Genomic DNA, 22,779 nt, shown 5'->3' with positions numbered 1-22,779 from the left:
CGTTATTTTTTTACCGATCGGATTCCGTTCCGCGCAATCGCGAGGTCTTTTCCTGCCAAATCCTCCCAGCGATAGAGCTGAAAAGTCTTGTCCGTAGACATCCCCACAAACAATCCTGACTTGAATTTTCCAGGAAAAGAAACGCTCGTCACCTCAGAGCCATCGCTTTCCAAGGTTGATGTCGGAATGATCTTAATAAGCGGATGATCATGAGGTCCTTTTGCCGAGCCTTCACGCGGATAAACATTGAAATGATTTGCGCCCTGATCGGAAACCAGGATGTAACCTGTTCCATCATTAATTTTGTAAATCGAAATGCCCTCGTGATCGGCTGCAAAATGGGTTGTGGCAAACAGCGCTAGTTCCTCATCTCCCCTGGCCGGATCAGCATAATATTTGTGAACACCAACGCCTTCGTCCGAATAATAGACATATCCCAGCTCATCATCCACCGCAATCGATTCGATTTCCTTTTTGCCGCTGTACTTTCCAAACTTGCGCACAAGCGTTGCCTTCACCTGGCCGCGGCCGTTGTCTTCCAACTGGTATTGCCAGAGATAACCTCCTTCGTGCGGGCCATTTTTTCGTCCCACAATGGCGTAGATTTTCCCGTCGGCCTGATTTTTATAAAGCGCGATTCCCATCAACTCGCGGAAGCCCTCGCCCGTTTCGCCTTCAAACACTTCAATCCCGCCATGGTCAACAGGTTTCACGTCGGGCAAGCTGAAGATGCGTAGCTTATACGTCAACCGCTCGGTAACCACGGCGATGTCTGTCTGCTGGTTCTTCAGCGACAATCCATATTCAATGTCCACGTTGTTAGGGCGTTTCAGTGGGACCGTTTTTTCGGAAAGGATTTTTCCGGCAAGATCAAACACATACAAGCTGCCATTATCATCCTTGTTCGTACCGACGATCAGGCTTCTAGCCGTGTCGGCACTATTGATCCAAATAGCAGGATCGTCCGTATCAAACTGCACGGGCTCGGTAACCACCACGGGTTTTACAATCGCCACAGCTGTGGAGTCCTTGGTTGTGTTGACAATTTCTGCCGATCTGGTCTGCGAACATTGCGCGCTCACAAAAGCGAGCACTGCAAGTGGGAATATATTTTTTATCATTGGGTCAGAAAAAATTTCGATGCAAAGATCACCTGACCGGACGTGTGAAATCAATGGATTTGCGTTATCAAAAAGGCAACAACCGCCCGGAAGGGTGTTATCAAAAGGGCAACAAAATACCAAAAACGGTAGCTAAGGATTTGTTGCTTCAAGTTTTCTGGATCAACACAAACTTTATCGGGGATGAAGATCGGACAGGACTACTCTCCATCCCGGATCTTACCCCATACCCACACCGCTACTGGCTACTGACTACTGACTACTGGCTACTGACTTCTTAATACAACGTTAACACCCCTCACCCCCCTCATCCCAACCCGAATCCTTAAATTGAATTTTTAACCATCCCTATCTCTATTTTTTATATGAGAGCTTTTCTCTACGGGCTTCGCATCCGCATCAAGCTGCTGGCCGCCTTTGGATCGATCTTGTTGCTTTCCGTGGTTTTGATCGTCCTCTCCGGGAGTGCCATTGAGAACATTATCTATTTTAAGAGTGTCAACGAAGAAGTAGACATGCTGAAGCTGCGCTTGCAGACGATGGATCTGGTCACGAAGGAGTTTGTCTACGAAGGCTTCAAATCGCCATCGTTTCTCGAAAAGCAGGAAGCAGCGGCCATCACCACCTTTAACGAGAATCAGGCGGCTGCAAAAAGTCTCCTCGGAACGCTTCGGGATGTTCAGTCGGACAAGGACCAGGGCGCTCAGCAAACCGTGTCCCTCGACTTGACCCTCGACAGTCTGCAGACCAATTTCGAAAAACTGGTGGACCTCCTGAAACAACGCGGCTTCAAAGACTACGGGCTTGAAGGCTCTTTACGCACGGCCATTCATGCGGTAGAGAATTCAGGTTTTGAGTTCGATAAAGTGTCGATGCTGATGCTGCGCCGGCATGAGAAAGATTTTTTCTTGCGAAAGGATTTAAAATATCAGCAGGAGTTCAATGCCCGCTTCGAAACGTTCAAGAGCCAACTGGAGGCCACGGCAAATAAAGAGCTGATCACCTTCCTGGATAATTACCGGAACGAATTCAACCGCGTGGTGGAAATTGAAAAACAGATTGGGTTGACCGAAAGCGAAGGCATTCGCGGCCGGATAAAAAATCTCTTTATAAAAATGCGCCCGCAAATCGAAACGATCCATGCGTCGATGAAAGAGCAAAATGAAACCCAGATCAGCCGCACGCAATGGTTGCTGTGGACCGTCTTCATCATTCAGACCATTGCCGGATTTGTGATGGCCATCGTCTATGCAGGCTTGCTCACGAAGGCGATCAAGGAGATCCGTGATGGTGTGCAAAATTTAGCCGCCGGAATTTTCCCCGACAAATTAGTGGTGAAGACCACGGAAGAGATCGGGCAAACCAAGATGGCCTTCAACCAATTTATCGACCGTCTCCGGGCAGCCACACAATTTGCCGAACACCTTGGCGCGGGCAATGGCAACCTGAAGTACGACGAACAATACAACGACGACGTCCTCGCCAAGTCGCTGATCAGCGCCCACGATAAACTGCAAACCGCCGAAAGCATTCAGCAGCGGGCCAACTGGATCAATGAAGGAGCAGCCCAATTCAACGAAATCCTCAAAAATGATGCGGAGGACGTCAGGATCATGGGCGAACGGATCATTCACATTCTCGTTACGTACCTGAAAGCCAATCAGGGCGCGCTATACGTGGTAAATGGTACCGATGGCTCGCTATACCTCGAGCGCATCGCCACCTATGCCTATGGCAAAAGGAAATTTGTCGATGAGCGTATCGACGGCGATGCGGGCCTGCTGGGCCAATGCGTGTTGGAGGGCCAGACCATTTACCTGAAAGATATTCCCAAAGACTTTGTAAAGATCACCTCTGGTTTGGGCGAAGCCACACCCCGCAATGTGGTCGTTGTTCCCTTGAAAACACGCGAGAAAGTGATGGGTGTGGTGGAGCTGGCATCGTTCGGGATGCTGGAAGCGTATCACATCGAGTTCATCGAACGCGTAGCCGAAAGCATCGCGTCCATTCTGTACAATAAACAATCATCAACCGAAACCAAGCGACTCCTTGAAGAATCCCAGCAACGCGCGCATTCGCTTGCCCAACAGGAAGAAGAGATGCGTCAAAACTCGGAGGAGTTGCAGGCCACCCAGGAAGAAATGGAACGGCAAAGGCTGCACTTGCAACAGGAGATAAAGGCACTGAAGCAAAAGCTCAAAGAAACCGTACTGGAGACTTTATAAGGAAGCGGTGAAGGATCTCCTTCACCGCATTATGGCCACTCAATACTCGCCTCCGATTTTCCGCTTGTCGAGCCGCGCGTCGTTGAAAGCCGGCAAGGTTGTCGGGACATTGGCGAGTGCCGAGTTGTCGTTCAGGCTTTCCAGGAAGGCGATGATTTGCGCCTGTTCCTGTTTCGTCAGCAAAAGTTTATCGGGAGGTAACGTTTGGTTGGGAAGATCAATGCCGATGCCCGCGCCACCACCGCGATTATAGAAGTCGATCACCTCCTCCAGTGTTTTGAACACGCCGTTGTGCATGTAGGGCGCCGTGAGCGCTGCATTGCGCACGGTGGATGTTTTGAAAGCGTATGTATGCAGGGATCTGTTGTAGGCAACGAGTTTCCCTTTGTCGCTGTCGACTTTTGCATGAATGGTGTCGGGGTGCGCGGGTACCCCCAGCACTTCCGACTCGGTTTCGCGATACAGCGGAGGGACTGTACCGTTGAACAGCGGCGCAAAATGGCAGGTGCCACACTTGGCCTTACCCATAAACAAATTAAAACCATCCACTTCATTTTGCGTGAGGCTCGATTTGTTGCCCCGCATGTAGTGATCAAACCGCGAATTCAAACCGGTGAGCGAACGAATATAACTGGCCAGCGCCGTCTGCATATTCCGTTTGGTGATGGTGTCCTGGCCAAACGCATTTTTGAACATTGCGCGATACGCAGCGCTCTTCATGAGTTTCAATGCCGAGGCTTCCATGTGGCCATGCATTTCGATCGGGTTCGCGATCACGTTGTTCACCTGGTCTTCGATGAAACTCACGCGCTGATCCCAAAACTGGGATTGCTGAAAGCCGGCGTTGATCAACGTGGGCGCATTTCGCGCAACAGCGCCCTGAAAGTCAAACGCAACGCTCTTCACCTTGCCATCGGTAAATGCCTTGGAGGGCACATGACACGAAGCGCAGGCCCGGTGATTGTTACCCGACAAAACCGGGTCGAAGAAAAGTACCTTTCCCAGTTCGGCTACTGCCGGTTTCAATCCACGGTTGAACGTAGGCGCAAAGTGATCCACATTGAATACACCGGGTTCGAAGAACGTAGACTTCTCCAGGTTCACCGCCGTCAGGAAGGTGTTGTTGGGGACATGTGCAGCTTGTTGATACTGATACAACAATTTTGACAACGGATTGAGATGATCTGCAATGAATGTTGCACGGTCGAAAGCATTGAAGTCAACGGGCTTGTCCAGGTAGGCATACGCAGATTGGAGTTGGTTGTGCCAGGCCGTCTTTATACTCTCGTCCGCTAACCGGCTGGCATAGAAATCGGTCAGCGCGGCTACACCCTCAAGGGAAGCCTTCGCTTCGTCGATTGACTGAAAGGCGATGGGCGAATCAAAACCCGATATGCCCATGGCCATGACGGTGAGCAACTCGAGACGCGCGCCTTCAAAGACGTTGGCATCCGTGAGCGTGTTGGAGTGGATGGTATTTTGCAGGTTTCGGATGATGATCTGAAGTACTTTCGTTTCGTGCTGCACGGTGGCATAATCCAGGGAATCACTGAACACTTTTTCTTCCAACACCTGGAAACCCGTGGGGACAATGATCTTGTCGTCGTATTCTTCCATGCGGAGCAATGCCGGGCCGTTGATGCGCGCATACTCTTCCGGAAAATAAAACTGCGTCAACGACTCAATGTGTTTGAAATAGCGTCGCGCGCGCGCAAAATAATCCTGCAGGACGGCAGCCTCTTCGTGGCGTCCTGTCTTTTGAGACAGACTATCCAGCGAGCTTTGTATGGAATCGGTTTGGCCGAGCCAATAAGCGTTGACATCCGCCAACGGGCCGGAGGTTGTCTCTTTCGACTGGGTTGTACAGGCAGCAAGCAACAACATCATGGACAACCCCGTGAAAATTGATCTGGTTTGCATCTTCATAGAAATAAAGAAAAATGAAAACTGCCCGGAACACGCCCGGGCAGTTGAAAGAATCTTGATGATGGGAGAGGGAACTAGCGCGGCAAGCCGTGAATGACAACGATCTGGCTGCCTTCTTCAAAGTTTGTGGCCAGCGTTCCACCGTCAGCATTTTTAAACTGCGGCGACTTCCAGCTATGCACCTGAATGTTCAGTGTGAACGTGTTAGGGATGCCCACGATGTCGGAGATGTCGACCATGGCACCGTATTCCCAGCCACCGATGGCGGCAACCCCGTAGATGGCTTCGGCCTCTGTGTTGCCACGGAAGTGGTCGAGTTCGAATACCTTTCTCAGCGAGCCGGTGGTGAGGTTGTACTGGTACAGGTAAGCATCGTGATCGAAGTCGGCATAACCGTTGGGATCTTCGGTGATGTAAGCGTAGTTCTCGGTTACCATGATGTTGTCAGGGCTTTCATACGTACCGGCTTTGCCGTCGCGGTTGTCGCCGTCGAGTACCAGCTTGAGTTTGCCTTTCAGCGGATCGGTGGCATCGAGGACAAGTTTGTAGGTGCGGCCGTATTTCGTGCGGTCGGCATTGCCGGGTTGGCCCGTTACATTGAAATAAACTTCACGACCCACGCCATCTTTGCGATAGTCGATGTCTTCCACGCGGCCAAAAGCCAATGCTTTCAAGGCAGTAGCTGCCTGGTTGGTAGCTTCGCCGGTGAGGTCTTTTTGGTTGTCGATCTTCACGAATTCAACACTCACTTCAGTGTCTACCACCAGGTCCATTTCGCGGGGGTTCTGATCGACCGTGCGCATCACGTAGACGCTGCCGTTCTCCAGGTCGCCTACCGTCGACGATACATACATCGCTACTTGTCCGCCATACGTGCCCGAGTCGTCGTCGCCAATGATGATCACCGTTTTGCCGGTGTAGGCTGTTTTGGGGAGGGGCACCGCGTTTTCTGCGTACCAGCGTCCGAGGGCGGGAAGGAATTTGGGCGTGGTCTTCACCTGGTCGGTCACTACCACCAGGGGATCCAGTCCGTGGATCTGTGCGCTGGCGTTTTCACTGCACGTGAGGAAGACCGGGCCAAAGCCGTGTTCTTCGGGAGTGGCCAGCGTGGCCGAGCAAAGACGTGCCATACCACCGTCGGAGTTGAGAATGTATTCGCCTTTCACAGGACGGAAGGTCTTGTCGAGCGTGATCCGCGATACGGCAATATTGTCTTCGTTGTTAACAACCATCACAAAGCCATCAGCGGTTTTCAACACGCCGGTTCCGTCGGCTGCACCACCAAATACATAGGCGGGCGATTCGGGTAAATAGTCGGCGCTGCCAATCAGCGAGAATGCTTCAACGCTTTCGTAGCCAGGGAATTTTTTCAGGAAGGTGGTGGTGGTCGAGTGGTTTGCCAGGACAACCTCGTTGGCGTTTTCACCGTCGTCACCGGTGTCGCCTTTGTCACCCTTGTCGCCTTTGGTGCCGTTCGTGCCGGCGGGGCCCACGTCTCCTTCGGGACCCTTGCAGGCCGTCAGGGTGAAGGATGCTACTACCAGCATGCAGAGGATTTTGGTAATGAGTTTGGTCATGTGAAAATAAGGGGGTTAGATTAGACTTTGTACCAAAATTATCCCGCGGGTTTTCAATGGGCGTCAAATCCGTATTACCAGTCCGTTACGGTTTGCTGAAGTTTGTTATTGTGATGTTAATTGGTAATGTTGCAGCGGGGAGAAATCGACCCTTGGCATGTAGAAAATTGCAACTCACGATGGCGTGCATCGTCTATTTTCGGAACGTATGAATGGGGATACTTATGATAAACATGGATTCACTTTTAGAACGTGGCATGGTCATGAGTATTTGGTAAACCCAAATGAATACAGCTTGAAGGAGATGCGGGATCTGGACATAAGAAATGTCGAGTTAAGTTTTAATACCCAGCGCACGACCCGTCGCGACATAACGTTTTTAAAGTCTCATTACGATTTCATAGAGGGAATCTCGATAACCGGAAATCTGGACATCACGGCCCTGGGTAAATTTGTGAACCTCAGGCGGCTTTTGGTTCAAACGGCGCCAGCGCAGGTCATTGATTTCGATAATTTCCCCTTGCTGCAGGAATGCAGAATTGAATGGAGCAAGAAGGTCAAAAATATCGACCGCCTGAAGTCACTGGAGATCTTGCACGTATGGAAATACAAGATGGACGATCTGCAGGGCATTGGTGGATTGCGATCGCTTCGGGAGCTTTCCGTTATTCGCTCCAGTATTACATCTCTTGAGGGGATCGGATCGCTCGATGCCCTGGAGCGATTGGAGCTCGGGTATTTGCGTAAACTGAATTCGCTGCACGGCGTGGAGCGCGTGTCGAACTTGCGCAGACTTGATATTGATTGCTGCCCGCATATAGAGGACTTGTCGCCTGTTCAGGAATTAAAAAATCTGGAACAGCTCGGCACTTATCGCTGCCGGAAAATAAATTCCTTAAAGCCATTGAAGTATCTGACGAAGCTCGATATCGTGTATATCCTGGGAGGGACGGATATTGTAGATGGCGACATGACCCCACTGATCGGTAGAAAAGACGCGACCATCGCTACGCGGAAACACTACACCCATAGCAGCGGGGAGATCGACAAATTGAATGGCACCGTCAGGCCTAAACAGGAATGGGATTGGTGAGCGCGGCAGGGCCGAACCACCCATCCTAAACCAGCCCGAAGTGGCATGATAATTTCTGTGCTCTTGCCGAACGCTTTCAGGCGGGCCATGGAATTGGAGTGTCGATGCCCTCCAGGGGTCCGGTTTTACTCAATTAAGGTGAAAATGTGGTAATTTTTCAACACTTTGTGTAATCCTATCCCCAAAACCGAGCCTGTGGATATAATATTGGAAGCTGGAATCGTTTAAAAAAACTAAAACCAAACAAATGAATGCTATTCGAAATTCGTCACGACTGATCATGATCCTAATGGTGGTCATGAGCTGCGCCATGAGTTGTAAAAGTAAAAAGAAGGCTATGGAAGCGCAGGCTGCCGCTGAAAAGGCTAAAATGGAACAACAGGAAGCCGCCCTGCGCAAACAGCAGGAAGAAGAACAACGACGGAAAGAGGCCGAAGCCCAGGCCAAGCTCGATGCCGAAGCCCGCGAGCGCGAACGCCAGGCCAACGCCGCCGCCAGCGCACCTGCCGCCCGGTTGTCAAAATATTTTGACGCCATCTCCAACGCCGGCAGTCCTACCTCGGCCAACGCCAGCATCAGCGAAGCGCTGAGCTTGTTCTCCTCGCCCGACACGCCGCTCCTCATTGTGATCAGCGAAGAGAACGGGCAAAAGGACTACGATCGTCCCACCACCATTCAGAAATATCTTAACTATCTGAAAGACCAGAAAAAGAAAGCAGACAAAATCAGCAACCTGCAGTTCGACGGCTCCGGTAAGATCACCGAAGTGGAGTTAAGAAAAAATTGATCAACCCTTAAATACAACAATCATGGCTACTTACCGCTATACATATTGCACACTCTTGCTCCTTTGTCTTTCCCTCACGGCCCCGCTATGGGCCCAAACCGGCGAGATCAGCAAAGAAAGAAAACAAGCTATCGACTCGCTGGCCCTGGAAAAAGTGCGCGATCTCAGCAAATACATCAGCATCATCGGAAACAAAAAAACGGCCTTCTCGGAAGCGAACCGGGTGATGGACCGCGCCGAAGAACTTTTTGCACCCGGCAGCGAAATGGGCGTGTCGGCCCTCAACCGCAAGGAGGTGAACTATTACAAAGTGCGTAAATATTTTGAACGCCTCATGGCCCTCAACTACGACCGGGTGACCATCCAATGGTATGACATTCACTACATCAGCGACCTCGAACGCCAGCCCGACGGCCGCTATGTGGGTGTGGTGACCGTGTATCAACGCTTCGAAGGCACGTCCGACGACGGCTTGAAATACAAGGACACAACCAAGAAAGATATCACCATCTACGTGGAACGGAAAAAGACACAGATCGCAGGCCGGACCGTCGAGTTCTGGGATGTGATGCTGGGCGATATTCGCGTGACTGAAACGAGTGCATGAAGCTAAGCCGTCTTTTATTTTTTATACTGCTCCTCGCATCCTCCCGGTCGCTCCATGCCCAAATGGTGGACCTGGAGGATGAGAGCAAGCTCTACGCCTCTTCCAAACAGGTGAACCAATTCTTCCGCCGCTTCAATGGCGAGGAGGACGAGAAGGGAAACCGCTACTACGAGGGCGACAAACAATACAGAAGCACCAAGCTCCGGAAAAAATACCTCGGCATCCTCTTCGACGCCAGCAACAAGGGCATGACGGATGCGGTCAAAACCGACTTTGCAAAAAATGTATTGGATAAATCACTGCTGCTGGATTTCCACGGCGGCAACTGGTTTTCGGAAGTGCACACCACCTTCACCCAGAATGGCAAAGACCAACCCATTACATTGTTCATGGCGTTGGAAAAAGACCACCTCGGTTACAAATGGGTGATCCAACGGGTTTACGCCGATATGTTTGCGCCCTACTTTGCACGCGACACGATGAAGGTTGGTAAGTTCCTGCACCCGCTGAGTCATGAGCTGGATTTTATGAACCTGCGCAAGGCGTTCATCAACAGCGACAGCGTCAGCCAATTTGCGGCGAAAAGTTTCAAGCCCGATCACCTCTCGCTTTTTTTGTATGAGATCAAAAAAGGCACCTTGAAATTCAAGACGGTGAACGAAGTGAAATTTCATTTCTTCCAGATCGACGGCTGGTATTTCGAGCTGGCCCAATTTAACCGTCCCGGCTACAACACGGGTTGGCTCATCTCCAGCCTGACCAAGTTGAATACCCTTGCCGATATGGACGCCTTACGAAAGTACCTGTATTATGAAACGAAGTAGATCGCGCTGGCCCATTCTTTTTTTGCTATGCCTGCTGGCGGTAGGCGCGTTTGCGCAGCAATCGAAAACAAAAAAGCCCGCAAAGAAAACGACTACTCAAAAGCAAGCCCCTAAAAAACAGGCTCCCCAAAAACAAACCCCGAAGCCTGTAGCGCAAAAAACGACCACCCCAACCCAACCTGTGGAAACCGCCGCGGCCCCGACGAGTGCGGCCGATGACGAAAAGAAAGTGCGCGACATGGTGGCCTTCCTCGAATACATGCTGAACACCCTGGGCAGCAGTGGCACCTCCGCCCGCGACAAAGAAGTTCTTGTGCGCGAAAGCTACTCGAAGGTCTTCCGCGACGGCAAAGTGCAGGTGGAAGACGACCTCGACACGGAACGCAAAACCATCACCAACAAAGATGTGGTGGCCTACCTGAAAGACGTGGACTTTTTCTTCACCGACGTCCATTTTGAGTTTGTCATCGAAAGCATCAAAAGCGGAACGATGGCCGATGGGAAAACTTTTTATAAGGTCTCGCTCCGGCGCAACCTGAAAGGGACCAACTCGGAAGGCCTGCCGGTGAACAACACGGTGCCCCGGTTCCTGGAGATCAACTATGATCCACAAGACCGCGACCTCCGCATCGTCAGCATCTACACCAACCTGATCGACGAGAAAGGGGCCATCGAACAATGGTGGACCGACTTGTCGTATGAGTGGCAGGAGATTCTTTTGCGCGCGGGCAATGTGTCCGACAGTGCCACGTATCCGGTCATCAAAAAGATCATGGCCATCGAACGCCTCGACCTGAGCAACAACACCTACATCCAAAACCTGGAGCCGCTCACCGAGTTTACGAACCTCAAGAAATTGAACCTGTCGCATACGGCGATCAACGATCTGAACCCCATTCGCTCCCTCACCGACTTGCAGGAATTGGACGCTTCCTTCACCGCCGTTCACGACCTGACACCGCTAAAATATTCCAATCGTTTGGTGAAACTGAATGCCAGCCACACGTTCATTGACGACATCAGTGTATTGGAAAGAATGCCCCTGTTGCAGCAGCTGGATTTGAGCTATACGCCGGTGACCGATTTTACCTTCCTGCAAAACAACACGGAATTGATCACGCTGAATGTCGAGACCACAAAGATCGCCGACCTCACCGCCTTGCAGCCGCTGACCAAGCTCACAACGCTTGATCTTTCGCGCACAGCCGTGAAAGACCTGTCCCCACTAAAAGACATGAAGACGTTGGTGAATTTGGATGTCGACAGCACGGCGTTGCAAAACATCGCACCGTTGAGTGGACTCGAAGGCCTGGTGGTGCTTTCGCTGAATGCCACGCAGGTGACCGATCTCCAGCCGCTGCAGAAACTGACGCACCTCCAAAAGATCTACGCCGACCATGCCGCCGTTCGCCGCGAAACAGCCGATGCATTTATTGCCGCCCACCCGCGCGTGCTGGTCATATTCGACTCACACGACCTCAAGACCTGGTGGGATGCACTGCCCGACGCCTGGAAAGAAGTGGTGAGCAAAACGATGAAGTTCGGCGCAACCCCGGCCAAGGAAGAACTTGCCAAGTTGGACGTTGTGGACTCTATAAATTTCCGTGGCAACCTCGAGATCCGCGACCTGGAGCCGCTTCGGAAAATGAGAAGGTTGAAGGTTGTCATTGCAGCCCACACCAGCATAAGAGACCTTACTCCGTTGCAAGACCACAAGGAGGTCCGCTACCTCGACATCAGCGAAACCGAAGTGACGGATCTTTCGCCTATCGGCAACTTCTCGAAGCTGAAAGTATTGATGGCCGATAAAAGCAAGATCGAAAAGATCGATCCGCTTTTTGGGTTGACCAACCTGGAAAAATTATACACCGACAACACGATGGTGCACGACATCATTGCGCAGGAATTTTTTGAAAAGAATCCGCGCTGCCTCATGGTGTACAAGACCATCCACCTGAACCGCTGGTGGAGAGGGCTTACACCCGAATGGAAAACGGTGTTCCGGGGCCTGATGGGAACCGACACCACCACGACGCGCGAAAACCTTCACGTGTTGGTGGAACGCGAAAAAATGCACATCAAGGATGCACCCGTCAGCGACCTGACGGCCTTGAGTGAATTTGTGCGTCCGAAAGAATTGCATTTTTCCGGCACCGGCATCAGCGACGTGGCGCCGTTGGCAAACTTTAAAATGCTGACGTCCCTGCGCATCACGAACGGTCCCCTGCAGCAGATCGAGACGCTGAGCCAGTTGACAAGCCTGGAAGACCTCGACATTTCAAACACGCCCATCGCCGAGATCAAGCCCCTGGAGATGTTGGCAAACCTGAAGACATTCAACGCCGCAGGCACACAGATCAAACGCCTTGACCCGCTAAAGAATTTGTTGAACCTGACCGAGCTGGATTGCAGTAACACGAATGTGGGCAAACTCGATCCGGTGGACAATCTTCCTTTAAAAACGCTGAAGTGCTACAACACGAAAGTGTCCAGTCGCGCGATCGAGAATTTCAAACAAGCTCACCCCGATTGTAATGTGGTCTATTACCGGTGAGCAACCCAGCCTTGCACTGTCGTTTTAGCTTGGGTTTTAAGAAGGACAGTGCTAAGGCAAGGGTTGGCTTATTTCTTTTTCTCTGATAATCCGGCGAGCGCAAAGAAGAATCCGGCAAAAGCAAACGACTCACACAATCCCATGCGATCACTGGGGTCGTTCATGTTGGCGAAGAAACGGGGAACGTGCAACAGCAGGAACCAGCCAAAAACCATGATGCCCGATAGCAGCGCAGCCAATCTCCGCGTACCCGGAATGAGTATCCCAATTCCACCCGCAAAAAGACAGATGGCGCAGAAGTAGGTGAAGAATGCGTGAAAGGGAATATAGGCCGGAATGAAGCCGATCACGAATTCGGCATACAAAAAATGCGAATAGCCACCGGCAATAAAGAATGAAGCCAGGAAAACACAGCCGATATAAATCAGCACGTCCCAGTTTTTTTCATTCAACGTTTTGAGCGCACGCTGTTCACCGGTATACGTGGCGGCGATGACGATCGTGCCACCTACCATGAAAAACGACTTCAATCCATTAAGCCATTGACTTGCAAAGCTGGGTACCTGGCGAAACAGGGCGGAGATCAGGATCAACAGCCCGATCACGAGCGCGCCATACGCAGCGTATTTATGATTAACAAGGATCGCGAGTGCCGAAAGTGCAACAACGCCCGCCCCCACATAACCCAACATGGAGGCCATGCCGGCGAGTTCGGCAGGCAAGGCCGGCGGACGACCGAAGATAAAATCCTGGGCAAGAATGCAAATGAACGAAAGGCCGAGCATGCCAATGGCAAACATCAGGCGGCCAGCAGAAATAAGTTTGGGCATAGGGAATGTGATTCTGCATTTAAATTATAAAAAACTTATCGATGCCAGAATCGCCTTTAACCCAAGCGGGGTGAACGTCTTTTAGTTTTTTACAGAATTTTTTTTGTGAATCGAAAATTCTTCAGCAAACGACATGCGATCCGTCAGATAAATAAGAACAACGCCGCGGTGCGCAACGTCATTTTGTGACCCAACGATATTGTTTTCAAAGTGTCGAACTTCAACAGATTGGATATGGCGGGGGTTGATGGCCTTCAATAGATCGGCGGTGATGACCTCCGAGCCATGGATATTGCGAGGCTCTACGACGATATAGAGAGGCTCCGTCTTTTTTGGAAGCTCAAACGGCAACGGCTTGTTGGAAGCCAGGCTACCAGCTTTAGCGGTAGATGACCTATAGCCTTTCAGATAGATCAGAATGACTCCGGCCTGTGTTCCGTCATGGTGCCCAACGACATCACTGGCATAGCGCCAGACCGCGACGGATTGGATCTGCGCAGGGTTGATAGCCTTAAACTGCTCAGGGGTGATGACAGCCGAGTCGTTGACAATGTAGAGCGGCTCCATTGGTTTTGGAAGCTCAAACGCAAGCGGCTTTTCAGAAGCCACGCCACTTTCTTTGGAGGAAGGGTCCTGTGCGTAAACGAAGGTCGATACACAAACCGAAAGGAGGAGGGCCGGTAGTTTTTTCATGGGTCTTATTTTTTATAATAACGATACCCATGAAGTTAATAAAGAACGCCTTGATCTCCTATGGAAAGGATCGGTATTCGAGGCGGCAGGGTTACTGTGCGTGTGTTTTGTTTTTCATGACTTCTCCCGCTTTTGCGGGGAGGCCCAGGTCTCCCCTCTGATTCACCAAGTGCAAGACCAGTTTTGTCACGCGCCACCGGCCGTTTTGCTGAGCCACCTCGGCATCGTAATTACCTTCCACCGTCCAGGTGGCAGCGCCGATGAAATGATCGGCCTTTCCGGAAAACCGGACCTTTGCCACCGACCCTCCCAGGTCAACTTCAAATTGGGAAAGCTGGTGATGAGTTTTGTCAAATCCGGGGAGGAATGCAGCCCAGGCGTTGGCAATTTGTTGGCCGGTCAACAATGCTGGTTGTCCGCCGGCGAGGGAAGTATAGTCCAGCCAGACCTGGTCGGCCAGTGCGTTTTGCACGGCGGCCCAATCGTGTTGGTCGGCGCCGTGGAAGATGGTGGTGATGGTTTGAATGACGAGATCTTTTTCCATGATCGATTAGCGGTTTTGATGGGGTACTGTATTGCGATCCGCCCAATATCCCAGCGCTACAAAAAGCCACTGAAATTGTGCAGACCAGGCCAGTGCGGTCACATTTTCCGGTGGAGGACCGACAAGGCCAGACACCTGCACCGACAGCAGCAAAACAATGAGTACCCAAAAAACGATCCGCGCCGTTTTATTTTTAGCGATGGTAGAGCGTAGATAAAGATAAATGCCAGCCCCAAAAAGCAGACCCTCCACAACGTTGGTGATCTCCACCGACCCCCACAATCCAAAACCTACCTTGGCCGATGCCCAGGGAAACAGCGGCAGGTCATGGAAATGAACAACCAAATCCAGCACCCAGTGACTCAAAACCCCCACCCCCAGGATGACCGCATTGCGGCGGTCTTTTTTGATCAGCCAATACACGCCGCCAAAAAGTATAGACCACCCGATGGCCATCAGCAGGCTGTGCGTGATCGGGTAGTCGCTAAACTCCAACGTGCGGGTGCTGCCCAGTTCCGGGTGAATGACCACATGTTCCACGTTCAGCAACAGGAGGGTGGGCCACACCAGGTCGAGAAATTGTACGGCCATGAGGGAAGTTCCCAAGGAAACGTTAGGAGCGATTTTTTTGGTGGCAAGGCCTAATCCGAAGTGTCCGATGAACATGGTGCAAGGTTTTAAAAGTGGTACGATGACTTTTGCATCGCGCAACAAAGATGCTGATCGCCAATGGAAATCCAGCTTGACAAAAATCAAGAAGACGCAAAGTTTTTTAAATCACGAAAGTGATGTCTGCTTCTTGCGGATGCGGCTCAAGGTTTCGGGCGTCATGCCCATCATCGAGGCCAGGTATTGCAATGGCACCTGGTTGAAGAGCTCCGGGTTTAGGTTGAACAGCCAATGGTAACGCTCTTCCGCCTTCATGGAAAGAAGCGAAAAAATACGCTGCTCCATAAACAAAAAGCAGCGGGCAATAAATAGTTTTTCGAGATGATGCCATTGGGGCAGACGCTCGCCAAGCCGCACATAGTCCTGTTGCTGGATCGTATAGAAATCGCTGTCGGTCAACGCCTGAATGTTGCACCGCGAAGGCTGGTTGAAGATCAGCCCGGAAAGCTCCGTCACAAAGCCGTCCTTCCCGGAGATCCATTGCGTCACTTCCTGGTCGCCGTCGTCGATATAAAACCGCACCAAGCCGGTCCGTTGAAAACTGAGTGTGCGACACACTTCTCCCGGCTTTAGAAAAAAATCTCCCTTCTTCAGCTTCGTCTGTGAAAAGTACGAAGCAATCTCCTGCATATCCGACCCCGTCAATCCAAAATAGGTGGAGATATAGCGCTCAAGTTCATTCATGGCAGGAAAGTTAATCGCAGCGTTGCTGAGACGCAAAGAAAATTTCGTGCATTCCGTTTGCGCGACCTTCTGCCGGTTCAAACATCTATACGCACACACGAAAAGCACACACAAAGAAATCTGCAATTCACCCGTCACCGATACCGCTTAAATTTTTTTCACATCCGCTATGGATTCATGAAGTCCGCTCTTTCTACCTTCCTTAATATTTTCATCTCCTTCATCATGAAATTAAAGATCTCCCTGCTAATCACCGCCGTGGCCTTGCTGGCCTTCAAATTTATCCGCGAACCGATGGTGGCCAACTTCAAAGACTCGGCCTCCTATCGCTGGTTGAACAAAACCGTTCTCAACAGCCGCGTGCTGGACGACATGGAGGACCTCCAACACTGGCACTCCTTCACCACCGCTGGTGGCGAAGTGGTGGATGCCCGCAAAGTGATCAAGATCGTAGACGCCAGCGCGTCGGCGGCAACGATCCAGCTCAGCAAAGAACGCACCCACCATGGAAACCAATCGCTGCTCATGACCACCCCTACACGCCTGGATGGGCCCGCCCCCACCAGCGGCCGCGGTTGGGGCAGGTCTGGGGTGAGACGCCACTTCCCCGACGAAGACTGGTCATCGTTCAACCGCATCTCCATCTGGATCTATCCCAATCTGCCCGGCTTCTACACCACCGCGCTTGACTTCCGCCTCTATAACGACGGCGTCGAGAAATTGCCGGCGCTCTTTGGCCAGGAAGGGGAGACCTCGCTCATCCTGCGCAACCATGAATGGAACCACATCGTGTGGGAAATTGGCAACGTGGCGCGCGACAAGGTCACGAGTTTCGAAATGTCCTATGGCCTGTCGGGCAACACCCCCGACGAGGCCGACACCATCCAATTCTACTTCGACCAACTGGAACTCGAACGCGTAGACGCCGACAAGATCGAAGGCTGGGACGTTTGGCCCGGAAGAATTTCGTATAGCCACACCGGTTACCAGACCGGCGCACAAAAAACGGCCGTAGCTAACAACATCAAGGCGACCGAATTTAAATTGATCGACGAAACCACGGGCGAGACCGTGTTGTCGAAACCGATCGCGAACGTGAGCTCACACATTGGCAGCTTCCAGGTGATGGACTTCTCGGAAGTGCGCAGACCGGGAAGCTATATTCTTCAAGCCGGCGACGTCACCTCACAACCCTTTCGCATCGACGCCGACGTCTATGAACGGACCCTCTGGAAAGCACTCAACTTTTTCTACGCCGAACGCTGCGGCGCAGAGATCCCCGGCGTACACGGCGTTTGCCACCGCGACTGGACGTGTGTGCATGGCGATAAACGCATGGTCATCAACGGTGGCTGGCACGATGCGGGCGACCTCACCCAAGGCATTGAGAATACGGGTGAGATCACCTACGGTCTGTTCAGCCTCGCCGAGCAATTAAAATCGCGAGGCGACCATCCCGATCTATATGAACGCGTGCTGGAAGAAGCCCAATGGGGGCTGGACTGGGTGACGAAAACAAGTTTCGGCGATGGCTATCGCAACGGTGGTTCTATCAGCAGCCGTCGCACCAACAACATCATGGGCGACTTCGACGACATTGCCGCCACCGCCCGCAACAGTCCCATGACAAATTTCCAGGCCGCCGCCGTGGAGGCCATTGCGGCCCGCGTGGTCAAAGACGGCGATGAACGCCTGTCGAAGTTTGCCCTGAAGATGGCCGAGGCCGACTGGAACTTTGCCGTGGCCGGCATGGCCAACGTGAAGCCCTCGAAGGAAATATGGAGAGGATCGTTCGACTCCGACAATGTCCAGCATGAACTGGCATCCCAAGCCATCATCGCTTCCATCGATCTGTGGAAAGCAACCGGCAACAAGAAATATGCAGACAAGGCCATCGAATTGTCGGCGGTGATCACCGATTCGCAGCAGCGGAAACACACCGATTGGGATACGCCCATGACCGGTTTCTTCTACACCACTACCGCGAAGGAACGCATTCTCCACTATTGCCATCGCGGCCGCGAGCAAGGCCCGACGCTTGCACTCACCGCCTTGTGCGATGCCTTTCCCGATCACGCCGATTGGATGAAGTGGTATTCCAGCGTGACCCTCTACTCCGAATATTTGAAAACCATCAGCAACTACACAGCGCCCTATGGCGTGCTTCCCGCCTCGGTCTATACCGACGACGAATACATCAACGTGCCCGAAAGCCGCAAAGAATCTTTCCGCAAACAAGTGCTCAACGGCGTGCCGCTCGGCAAAGGACACTACCTCCGGTTGTTCCCGGTGTGGATGGACTATCGTGGGCATTTCGGCACCATCCTGCCCCAAGCCCAGGCCCTCGCCAGCGCGGCGCATTTGCGTGGCGACCTTCCGTCTGCGCAGCTATCACAACACCAACTGGAATGGATCATAGGCCGGAATCCTTTTTCGCAAAGCACGATGTGGGGTGAAGGCTACGATTTTGCACCCATCTACACGCCGTCATCGGGCGACATGGTAGGCGGGCTTCCCGTGGGCATTCAAAGCAGGGGAGAGGCGGATGCACCGTATTGGCCCGTTCAAAATACCTGGACGTACAAAGAGATCTGGGTACACCCCGTCGCCCGTTGGGTTTGGCTGCTCAAAGACCTCGCCGGCCCCTCGCTGGTGGAGGGCCAGGCCGACGGCCCCGTCAGCTTCAAAGAGGCGACCACCGGCCAGGTCATTCCCGTGTCGCCCGACAGGGCAACCGGTCACTTCCGGGTCTTTTTGCCCGAGGGCAAGTACACCATCTCAGGCAGCGGCCCGGAGCAAACACAAACCTTTTTGCCAGGCGGTTCCTATCAATTGGATCTGCGTACGGCCCATGCGTTGAGTCTCGAGCTTTCTGCCAAGACCTCCAAGGGTGAAGTGATCCTGACGCTAAAAGCCCGTGGCAATGGCTCACACAAGTTCAGCGTCCGGGTGGACAACCTTACCTTGTCGGGGCCCGCGAAAGAGGTCAACCTGAAGCCGGGCGCCACGGGATCGTTGGAATGGCGTGGACGAATCACCTCGGCCGACACCCCGTGGGTGGCCGTGATCGTTCCGGACAACGACATGTCGCTGCGAAAAGAAATTCGTGGCGCTGCGTGGGAAACGGTAACGCCCCGCTAGGATCAATCCTTCTTGATGACCAACAAATTTTTGGTGCGCGCTTCCAGGCCGGCAATGGCGGGAAGCGCGTTTGCCGGTTTGTCGAGATAGAAATAGGCCGTGGCCGATACATCGTCTTCGCGATAGTAGTTGGTCCAGCCCTGTGGGAAGCCATCACTCATCAGATCGGGAACCGGATTCATCTCCAGGATCTTGTGAAATTTGTCAGCGGCGACGCTCACCGGTTTCAGCACGGCCCCTTTCTTCTTCAACCGCCGCACAAAATCGGTGGACTCACCGCCGATCTGTTGGAGCGTCACTTTGCATTGGGTTTGAAAATAAATGGGATCGGGAACATGGTAGCGGTAAAAACTCCACTGCCTGTTCTTCGCATCCGCCAGCGGGCAGCCCTGGTAACGGTGGGCATACTGGCCTTGACCCCACGCGGTGCCGATGTAATCTTCCGTGCCGGTTCCCGTTAGCGTGGGGAACTGTGAGTCGCCGTCGAGGAAGACCTTTACTTCGCCTTCACCCCACCAACTGGTTTCATAGATGCTGTCGGCAATCACGCCAACGTTCATCCCCAGGAATCTTCCCTTGCCCGCTACCGGTGGAAGCACAACAAAGTCGCGCTCCAGCTTTGTCTTGTTCTCGCGGTTCCAATAGGCATGAAAATAGAACACAGGCTTGTCGTGTTTCTCCACCGTCGTAAAATCGACGTCGTAAAAAAGCATGACGGGAATGGTCGAGTCGTTGATGATCACAATTTTTGCGGAGGTACCAAAGGGCATGGGAATGTTGCAATTGAAGGACCGGCCTTCCGGATCGGAGAAGAACTCACTTTCAAACGGCGTCCTCCGGCCTAAACCAATGCCAAAGAAATCGCCCAGCGGTGCCGACACCGCCGGTGTTTTGGAGTTGTCCCAATACATTTCCAGGCGCAACGAGCGCAGCATTACGGGCGAGCGCTCATTCACCGTGAGCCAGATGCGGCGAACGATCCCCGCGCCTTTGTAATCGAGCATGGTTTTGGAGCCTTTCGGATCGATCATGTCAAAGGCATGCCCCTTAGCGGTTTTGTTCTCACGGCCCCCCATTCCTTTTTCGGCCGCGGGATTTTCAAAACTGCTCCACCGCGTTTTGGTATTATCAGGTATTTCATACAACGCCTGGGATAGGGCATGTTGAAGGGAGCAAACAAAAAGGAAAAGGAGCAAAGACCGATGCGGTTTCATACGATGCATTTGAGTAGGGTTAAAAAGAAGCTGCAGGCAACAGGAAGCATCCCGGCCTGAATGAATTTAGCAAGTGTGATGATCTTTTCCTACTCGGAATATTCCAGCGCGTGTTTGAGGCTCTCGGCCGACAAAGGTTTTGTCAGGTAATGACTGGCGCCCATGACCCGGGCCTTGTCGATGTCTTGCTGATTGTCGGAGGACGTGACGACGATGATGTTCACGTGTTCTTTTTCTTTGGCCGGCAGGCCCATGATCTTGAAGGCTTCCAGAAAATCAAAGCCGTTCATGATGGGCATATTGAGGTCTAACAAGATCACGTCGGGCACTGATGACGTTTCCCGGTAGCTTTCGTTCAGGTAGTCGATCGCCTGCTTGCCGTTCAGGGCCGTATGGATCTCGCTGGCCATACCGGTCTGCTTCAGCATCTGGGTGTTGATGAAATTGAAGATCTTGTCGTCGTCTACCAACAGTACATTTTTCATGGCGAGAAACTGGTTGCGGTGGCCGAATAAAAAAAAGCCTAGTGCACTCCTCCCGGGGAATGTAGCAGGCTTAGGAATGTTTAAGTTATACCTTTTTCCAGCGACAAGCAAACGCGTGTGACCTCAATTGGCCATCAGGACCGTCTCGCTGCTCTCAAATAGGTCTTTACTACGGTAAATAATTTTTAACGGAATGTCTTTCGGCAACTCCTCCAGATATTGGGCCCTCGTGATGACAACGACCTTGTTGTGGCCTTTTGCCAGCGAGTCCAGCGCGGCAGGGGTATGATAGACCTCGACAACCTTTTTTAAATTAAAAGCATAGGCGGGGTTAAATAAATGAAAGGAAACGATCTGGCGGTCAGCGTACGTACCCACCAGTGCCGGCATCGAGCGCGACACGGGGTTCTTGCCGTCGATGGCGGGGTAGGCGACATAAAAGAACAACACCACGACCAGCATCCAGCCGGCGGCCCAGCTATAAATGAACGCCCCGATCTTGCCCTGGCGGTAGAAATACCACCCCAAGAGGGCCCCGATGGACAAGGGTAAAAAAATCCACACCACGGGGAGCAGGTCTTTTAGTTCTTTTTCTTGTTGAAGGGCAATAATGCCGCCGATCAGGAGCGCTATGGCGATGAACAGGTGTACGGAGAGGCTTGCCGTCAGACCGGTCTTTGAGAAGTTATGAGACTGTGTCAGGGTATATAAAAAATATCCCAGAACAATCGCGAGAAAAGGAATGGCTGGCGCCGGATAGCTCGGGAGAACAGTTCTGGAGAATGAAAAGAAAATACCAAATGCCAGACCCACAACGAGGCAGAAAAGCAGGAAGGGTTTCTCCGTTCGCTCACGCCAGGCCAGCCTCACGGCCTGCACGATAAATACAGAGAACGGCAGCAAGGCGGCGAACAGGATGACAAAGGGAGCCAGGGGAAAGGCGCCATGGCCCTCCATCGTGGAGGTGTATCGCTCCAGGTTGTGGCCGATAAAAAAGCCGCGCAACCATTCACCGTGGGTTGCATTTCCAACGGCTACATACCACGGTAAGGCTATAGCACAAAACAACAGCACGCCAGGCAACAGCTTCAGTCGTTTTAAAGACGCGAGCGTGAGTTGCTTTGTGATGATGAGATAGGTGACAACAATCAACCCGGTCATTACGATGGCGATCGGTCCTTTCGTGAGAAAGCCCAGCGCGGCAGCCACATACATCCACCAAAGTTGTCCGGGCTGATCGTGAAATCCCCGGAAGAAAGAAAGCAGGCACCAGCTGATGCAAAGAATGAGATAAGGATCTGGCACCGCCAGGTGAAATTGAATCGTAAGCTGGATCGAGCTGAGCATGACTAATGCTGAGTAGAATCCCACGCGTTCGTTCACAATGCGGCCAACCTGGACATAGATCAACGCGATCAGCAACAGCCCCGCGATCGCAGAGAAAAACCGTGCACCCCAGGCCGACACCCCGAAAACGTTATAGGACATCATCATGAAGTAATAGTGAAGCGGCGGCTTGTCCGTGCGCAGTTCGCCATTGAAGGTGGGCACCACGAGGTTGCCACGGTCCATCATCTCACGGGCGCAGCCGGCATTTTTGGCTTCGTCGAGAATGTAGATGGAAGGCCCGCCCAGGTTGGCGAAATAGAGAAATGCGCCGAGCAGGAGGAGAAAAATAAGAGGTCGCTTCGAAACAATTTGCATGCCGAAAACTAAAACCAATCCTTTATAGTTTGGTTATGGTAGTATGAATTTATTCAATTTAAAGTAACGTTGAATTAATTGAAAAACGGACGGGATCAAGT

The 22,779-nt window shown here is 52.2% G+C and carries 18 protein-coding genes; 7 read left to right on the top strand and 11 right to left on the bottom strand.

Annotated features, from left to right (window positions below):
* Positions 1 to 2 precede the first annotated feature (2 nt).
* Entirely contained in the window at positions 3 to 1,121 is a 1,119-nt protein-coding gene (locus BUB30_RS19330) for a phytase (RefSeq protein WP_073137049.1), read from the bottom strand.
* A 365-nt stretch (positions 1,122 to 1,486) separates the two neighbouring features.
* On the opposite strand from BUB30_RS19330, the gene BUB30_RS19320 reads away from it, so the two are divergent.
* The gene (locus BUB30_RS19320; protein WP_073137045.1) at positions 1,487 to 3,346 is read left to right on the top strand and encodes a GAF domain-containing protein; all 1,860 of its coding nucleotides are present in this window, start codon (positions 1,487 to 1,489) and stop codon (positions 3,344 to 3,346) included.
* Between the two features lie 39 nt (positions 3,347 to 3,385).
* On the opposite strand, the gene BUB30_RS19315 is transcribed toward BUB30_RS19320, so the two are convergent.
* Both BUB30_RS19315 and BUB30_RS19310 read right to left on the bottom strand, forming a co-directional pair.
* Positions 3,386 to 5,266, bottom strand: coding sequence for a cytochrome-c peroxidase (locus BUB30_RS19315; RefSeq protein ID WP_178377151.1), 1,881 nt, complete (start codon positions 5,264 to 5,266; stop codon positions 3,386 to 3,388).
* Positions 5,267 to 5,346: 80 nt separating this feature from the next.
* Positions 5,347 to 6,849 (bottom strand): PhoX family protein, encoded by a 1,503-nt coding sequence (locus tag BUB30_RS19310; RefSeq protein WP_084138238.1) that lies wholly within the window; start codon positions 6,847 to 6,849, stop codon positions 5,347 to 5,349.
* Between the two features lie 295 nt (positions 6,850 to 7,144).
* Here BUB30_RS19310 and BUB30_RS19305 point away from each other — a divergent pair, with 295 nt between their 5' ends.
* From BUB30_RS19305 to BUB30_RS19285, 5 genes are all read left to right on the top strand, one after another.
* Positions 7,145 to 7,942, top strand: coding sequence for a leucine-rich repeat domain-containing protein (locus BUB30_RS19305; RefSeq protein ID WP_143164984.1), 798 nt, complete (start codon positions 7,145 to 7,147; stop codon positions 7,940 to 7,942).
* Positions 7,943 to 8,189: 247 nt separating this feature from the next.
* Positions 8,190 to 8,729: a hypothetical protein gene (locus tag BUB30_RS19300; RefSeq protein WP_073137039.1), complete on the top strand. Its 540-nt coding sequence runs from the start codon at positions 8,190 to 8,192 to the stop codon at positions 8,727 to 8,729.
* 22 nt (positions 8,730 to 8,751) lie between these two features.
* Complete coding sequence (locus BUB30_RS19295) at positions 8,752 to 9,336, top strand: hypothetical protein (protein ID WP_073137037.1); 585 nt, start codon at positions 8,752 to 8,754, stop codon at positions 9,334 to 9,336.
* A complete protein-coding gene (locus BUB30_RS19290) occupies positions 9,333 to 10,160 on the top strand; it encodes a hypothetical protein (RefSeq protein WP_073137036.1) in 828 nt (275 codons plus the stop codon). Before BUB30_RS19295 ends, BUB30_RS19290 begins: the two co-directional genes overlap by 4 nt.
* A complete protein-coding gene (locus BUB30_RS19285; RefSeq protein WP_073137034.1) occupies positions 10,147 to 12,714 on the top strand; it encodes a leucine-rich repeat domain-containing protein in 2,568 nt (855 codons plus the stop codon). Before BUB30_RS19290 ends, BUB30_RS19285 begins: the two co-directional genes overlap by 14 nt.
* A gap of 68 nt (positions 12,715 to 12,782) precedes the next feature.
* Here the strand turns inward: BUB30_RS19285 and BUB30_RS19280 are convergent, their stop codons facing one another.
* From BUB30_RS19280 to BUB30_RS19260, 5 genes are all read right to left on the bottom strand, one after another.
* Positions 12,783 to 13,544, bottom strand: coding sequence for a DoxX family protein (locus BUB30_RS19280; RefSeq protein ID WP_073137032.1), 762 nt, complete (start codon positions 13,542 to 13,544; stop codon positions 12,783 to 12,785).
* Between the two features lie 81 nt (positions 13,545 to 13,625).
* Positions 13,626 to 14,237, bottom strand: a complete 612-nt coding sequence (locus tag BUB30_RS19275; RefSeq protein WP_073137030.1) for a hypothetical protein — start codon at positions 14,235 to 14,237, stop codon at positions 13,626 to 13,628.
* Positions 14,238 to 14,328: 91 nt separating this feature from the next.
* Positions 14,329 to 14,781, bottom strand: coding sequence for a nuclear transport factor 2 family protein (locus BUB30_RS19270; RefSeq protein WP_073137028.1), 453 nt, complete (start codon positions 14,779 to 14,781; stop codon positions 14,329 to 14,331).
* Positions 14,782 to 14,787: 6 nt separating this feature from the next.
* Positions 14,788 to 15,447: a metal-dependent hydrolase gene (locus BUB30_RS19265; RefSeq protein WP_073137026.1), complete on the bottom strand. Its 660-nt coding sequence runs from the start codon at positions 15,445 to 15,447 to the stop codon at positions 14,788 to 14,790.
* Between the two features lie 111 nt (positions 15,448 to 15,558).
* Complete coding sequence (locus BUB30_RS19260) at positions 15,559 to 16,134, bottom strand: Crp/Fnr family transcriptional regulator (protein ID WP_073137439.1); 576 nt, start codon at positions 16,132 to 16,134, stop codon at positions 15,559 to 15,561.
* Positions 16,135 to 16,359: 225 nt separating this feature from the next.
* On the opposite strand from BUB30_RS19260, the gene BUB30_RS19255 reads away from it, so the two are divergent.
* A complete protein-coding gene (locus BUB30_RS19255) occupies positions 16,360 to 19,275 on the top strand; it encodes a glycoside hydrolase family 9 protein (protein ID WP_178377150.1) in 2,916 nt (971 codons plus the stop codon).
* A 2-nt stretch (positions 19,276 to 19,277) separates the two neighbouring features.
* Here the strand turns inward: BUB30_RS19255 and BUB30_RS19250 are convergent, their stop codons facing one another.
* The 3 genes from BUB30_RS19250 to BUB30_RS19240 form a co-directional block, all read right to left on the bottom strand.
* Positions 19,278 to 20,471 carry a glycoside hydrolase family 172 protein gene (locus BUB30_RS19250; protein ID WP_221408742.1) on the bottom strand — a complete coding sequence of 398 codons (1,194 nt, stop codon included), beginning with the start codon at positions 20,469 to 20,471 and terminating at the stop codon, positions 19,278 to 19,280.
* 107 nt (positions 20,472 to 20,578) lie between these two features.
* On the bottom strand, positions 20,579 to 20,974 hold the full coding sequence (locus BUB30_RS19245) for a response regulator (RefSeq protein WP_073137020.1): 396 nt from the start codon (positions 20,972 to 20,974) through the stop codon (positions 20,579 to 20,581).
* Positions 20,975 to 21,097: 123 nt separating this feature from the next.
* Positions 21,098 to 22,696, bottom strand: coding sequence for an ArnT family glycosyltransferase (locus tag BUB30_RS19240; RefSeq protein WP_143164982.1), 1,599 nt, complete (start codon positions 22,694 to 22,696; stop codon positions 21,098 to 21,100).
* Positions 22,697 to 22,779: the final 83 nt, after the last annotated feature.

This window comes from Chryseolinea serpens (genome assembly GCF_900129725.1).
GTDB classification, from domain to species: domain Bacteria; phylum Bacteroidota; class Bacteroidia; order Cytophagales; family Cyclobacteriaceae; genus Chryseolinea; species Chryseolinea serpens.
Note: the sequence above shows the minus strand (reverse complement) of the source record. Positions and strands in the feature narration are given on the sequence as shown.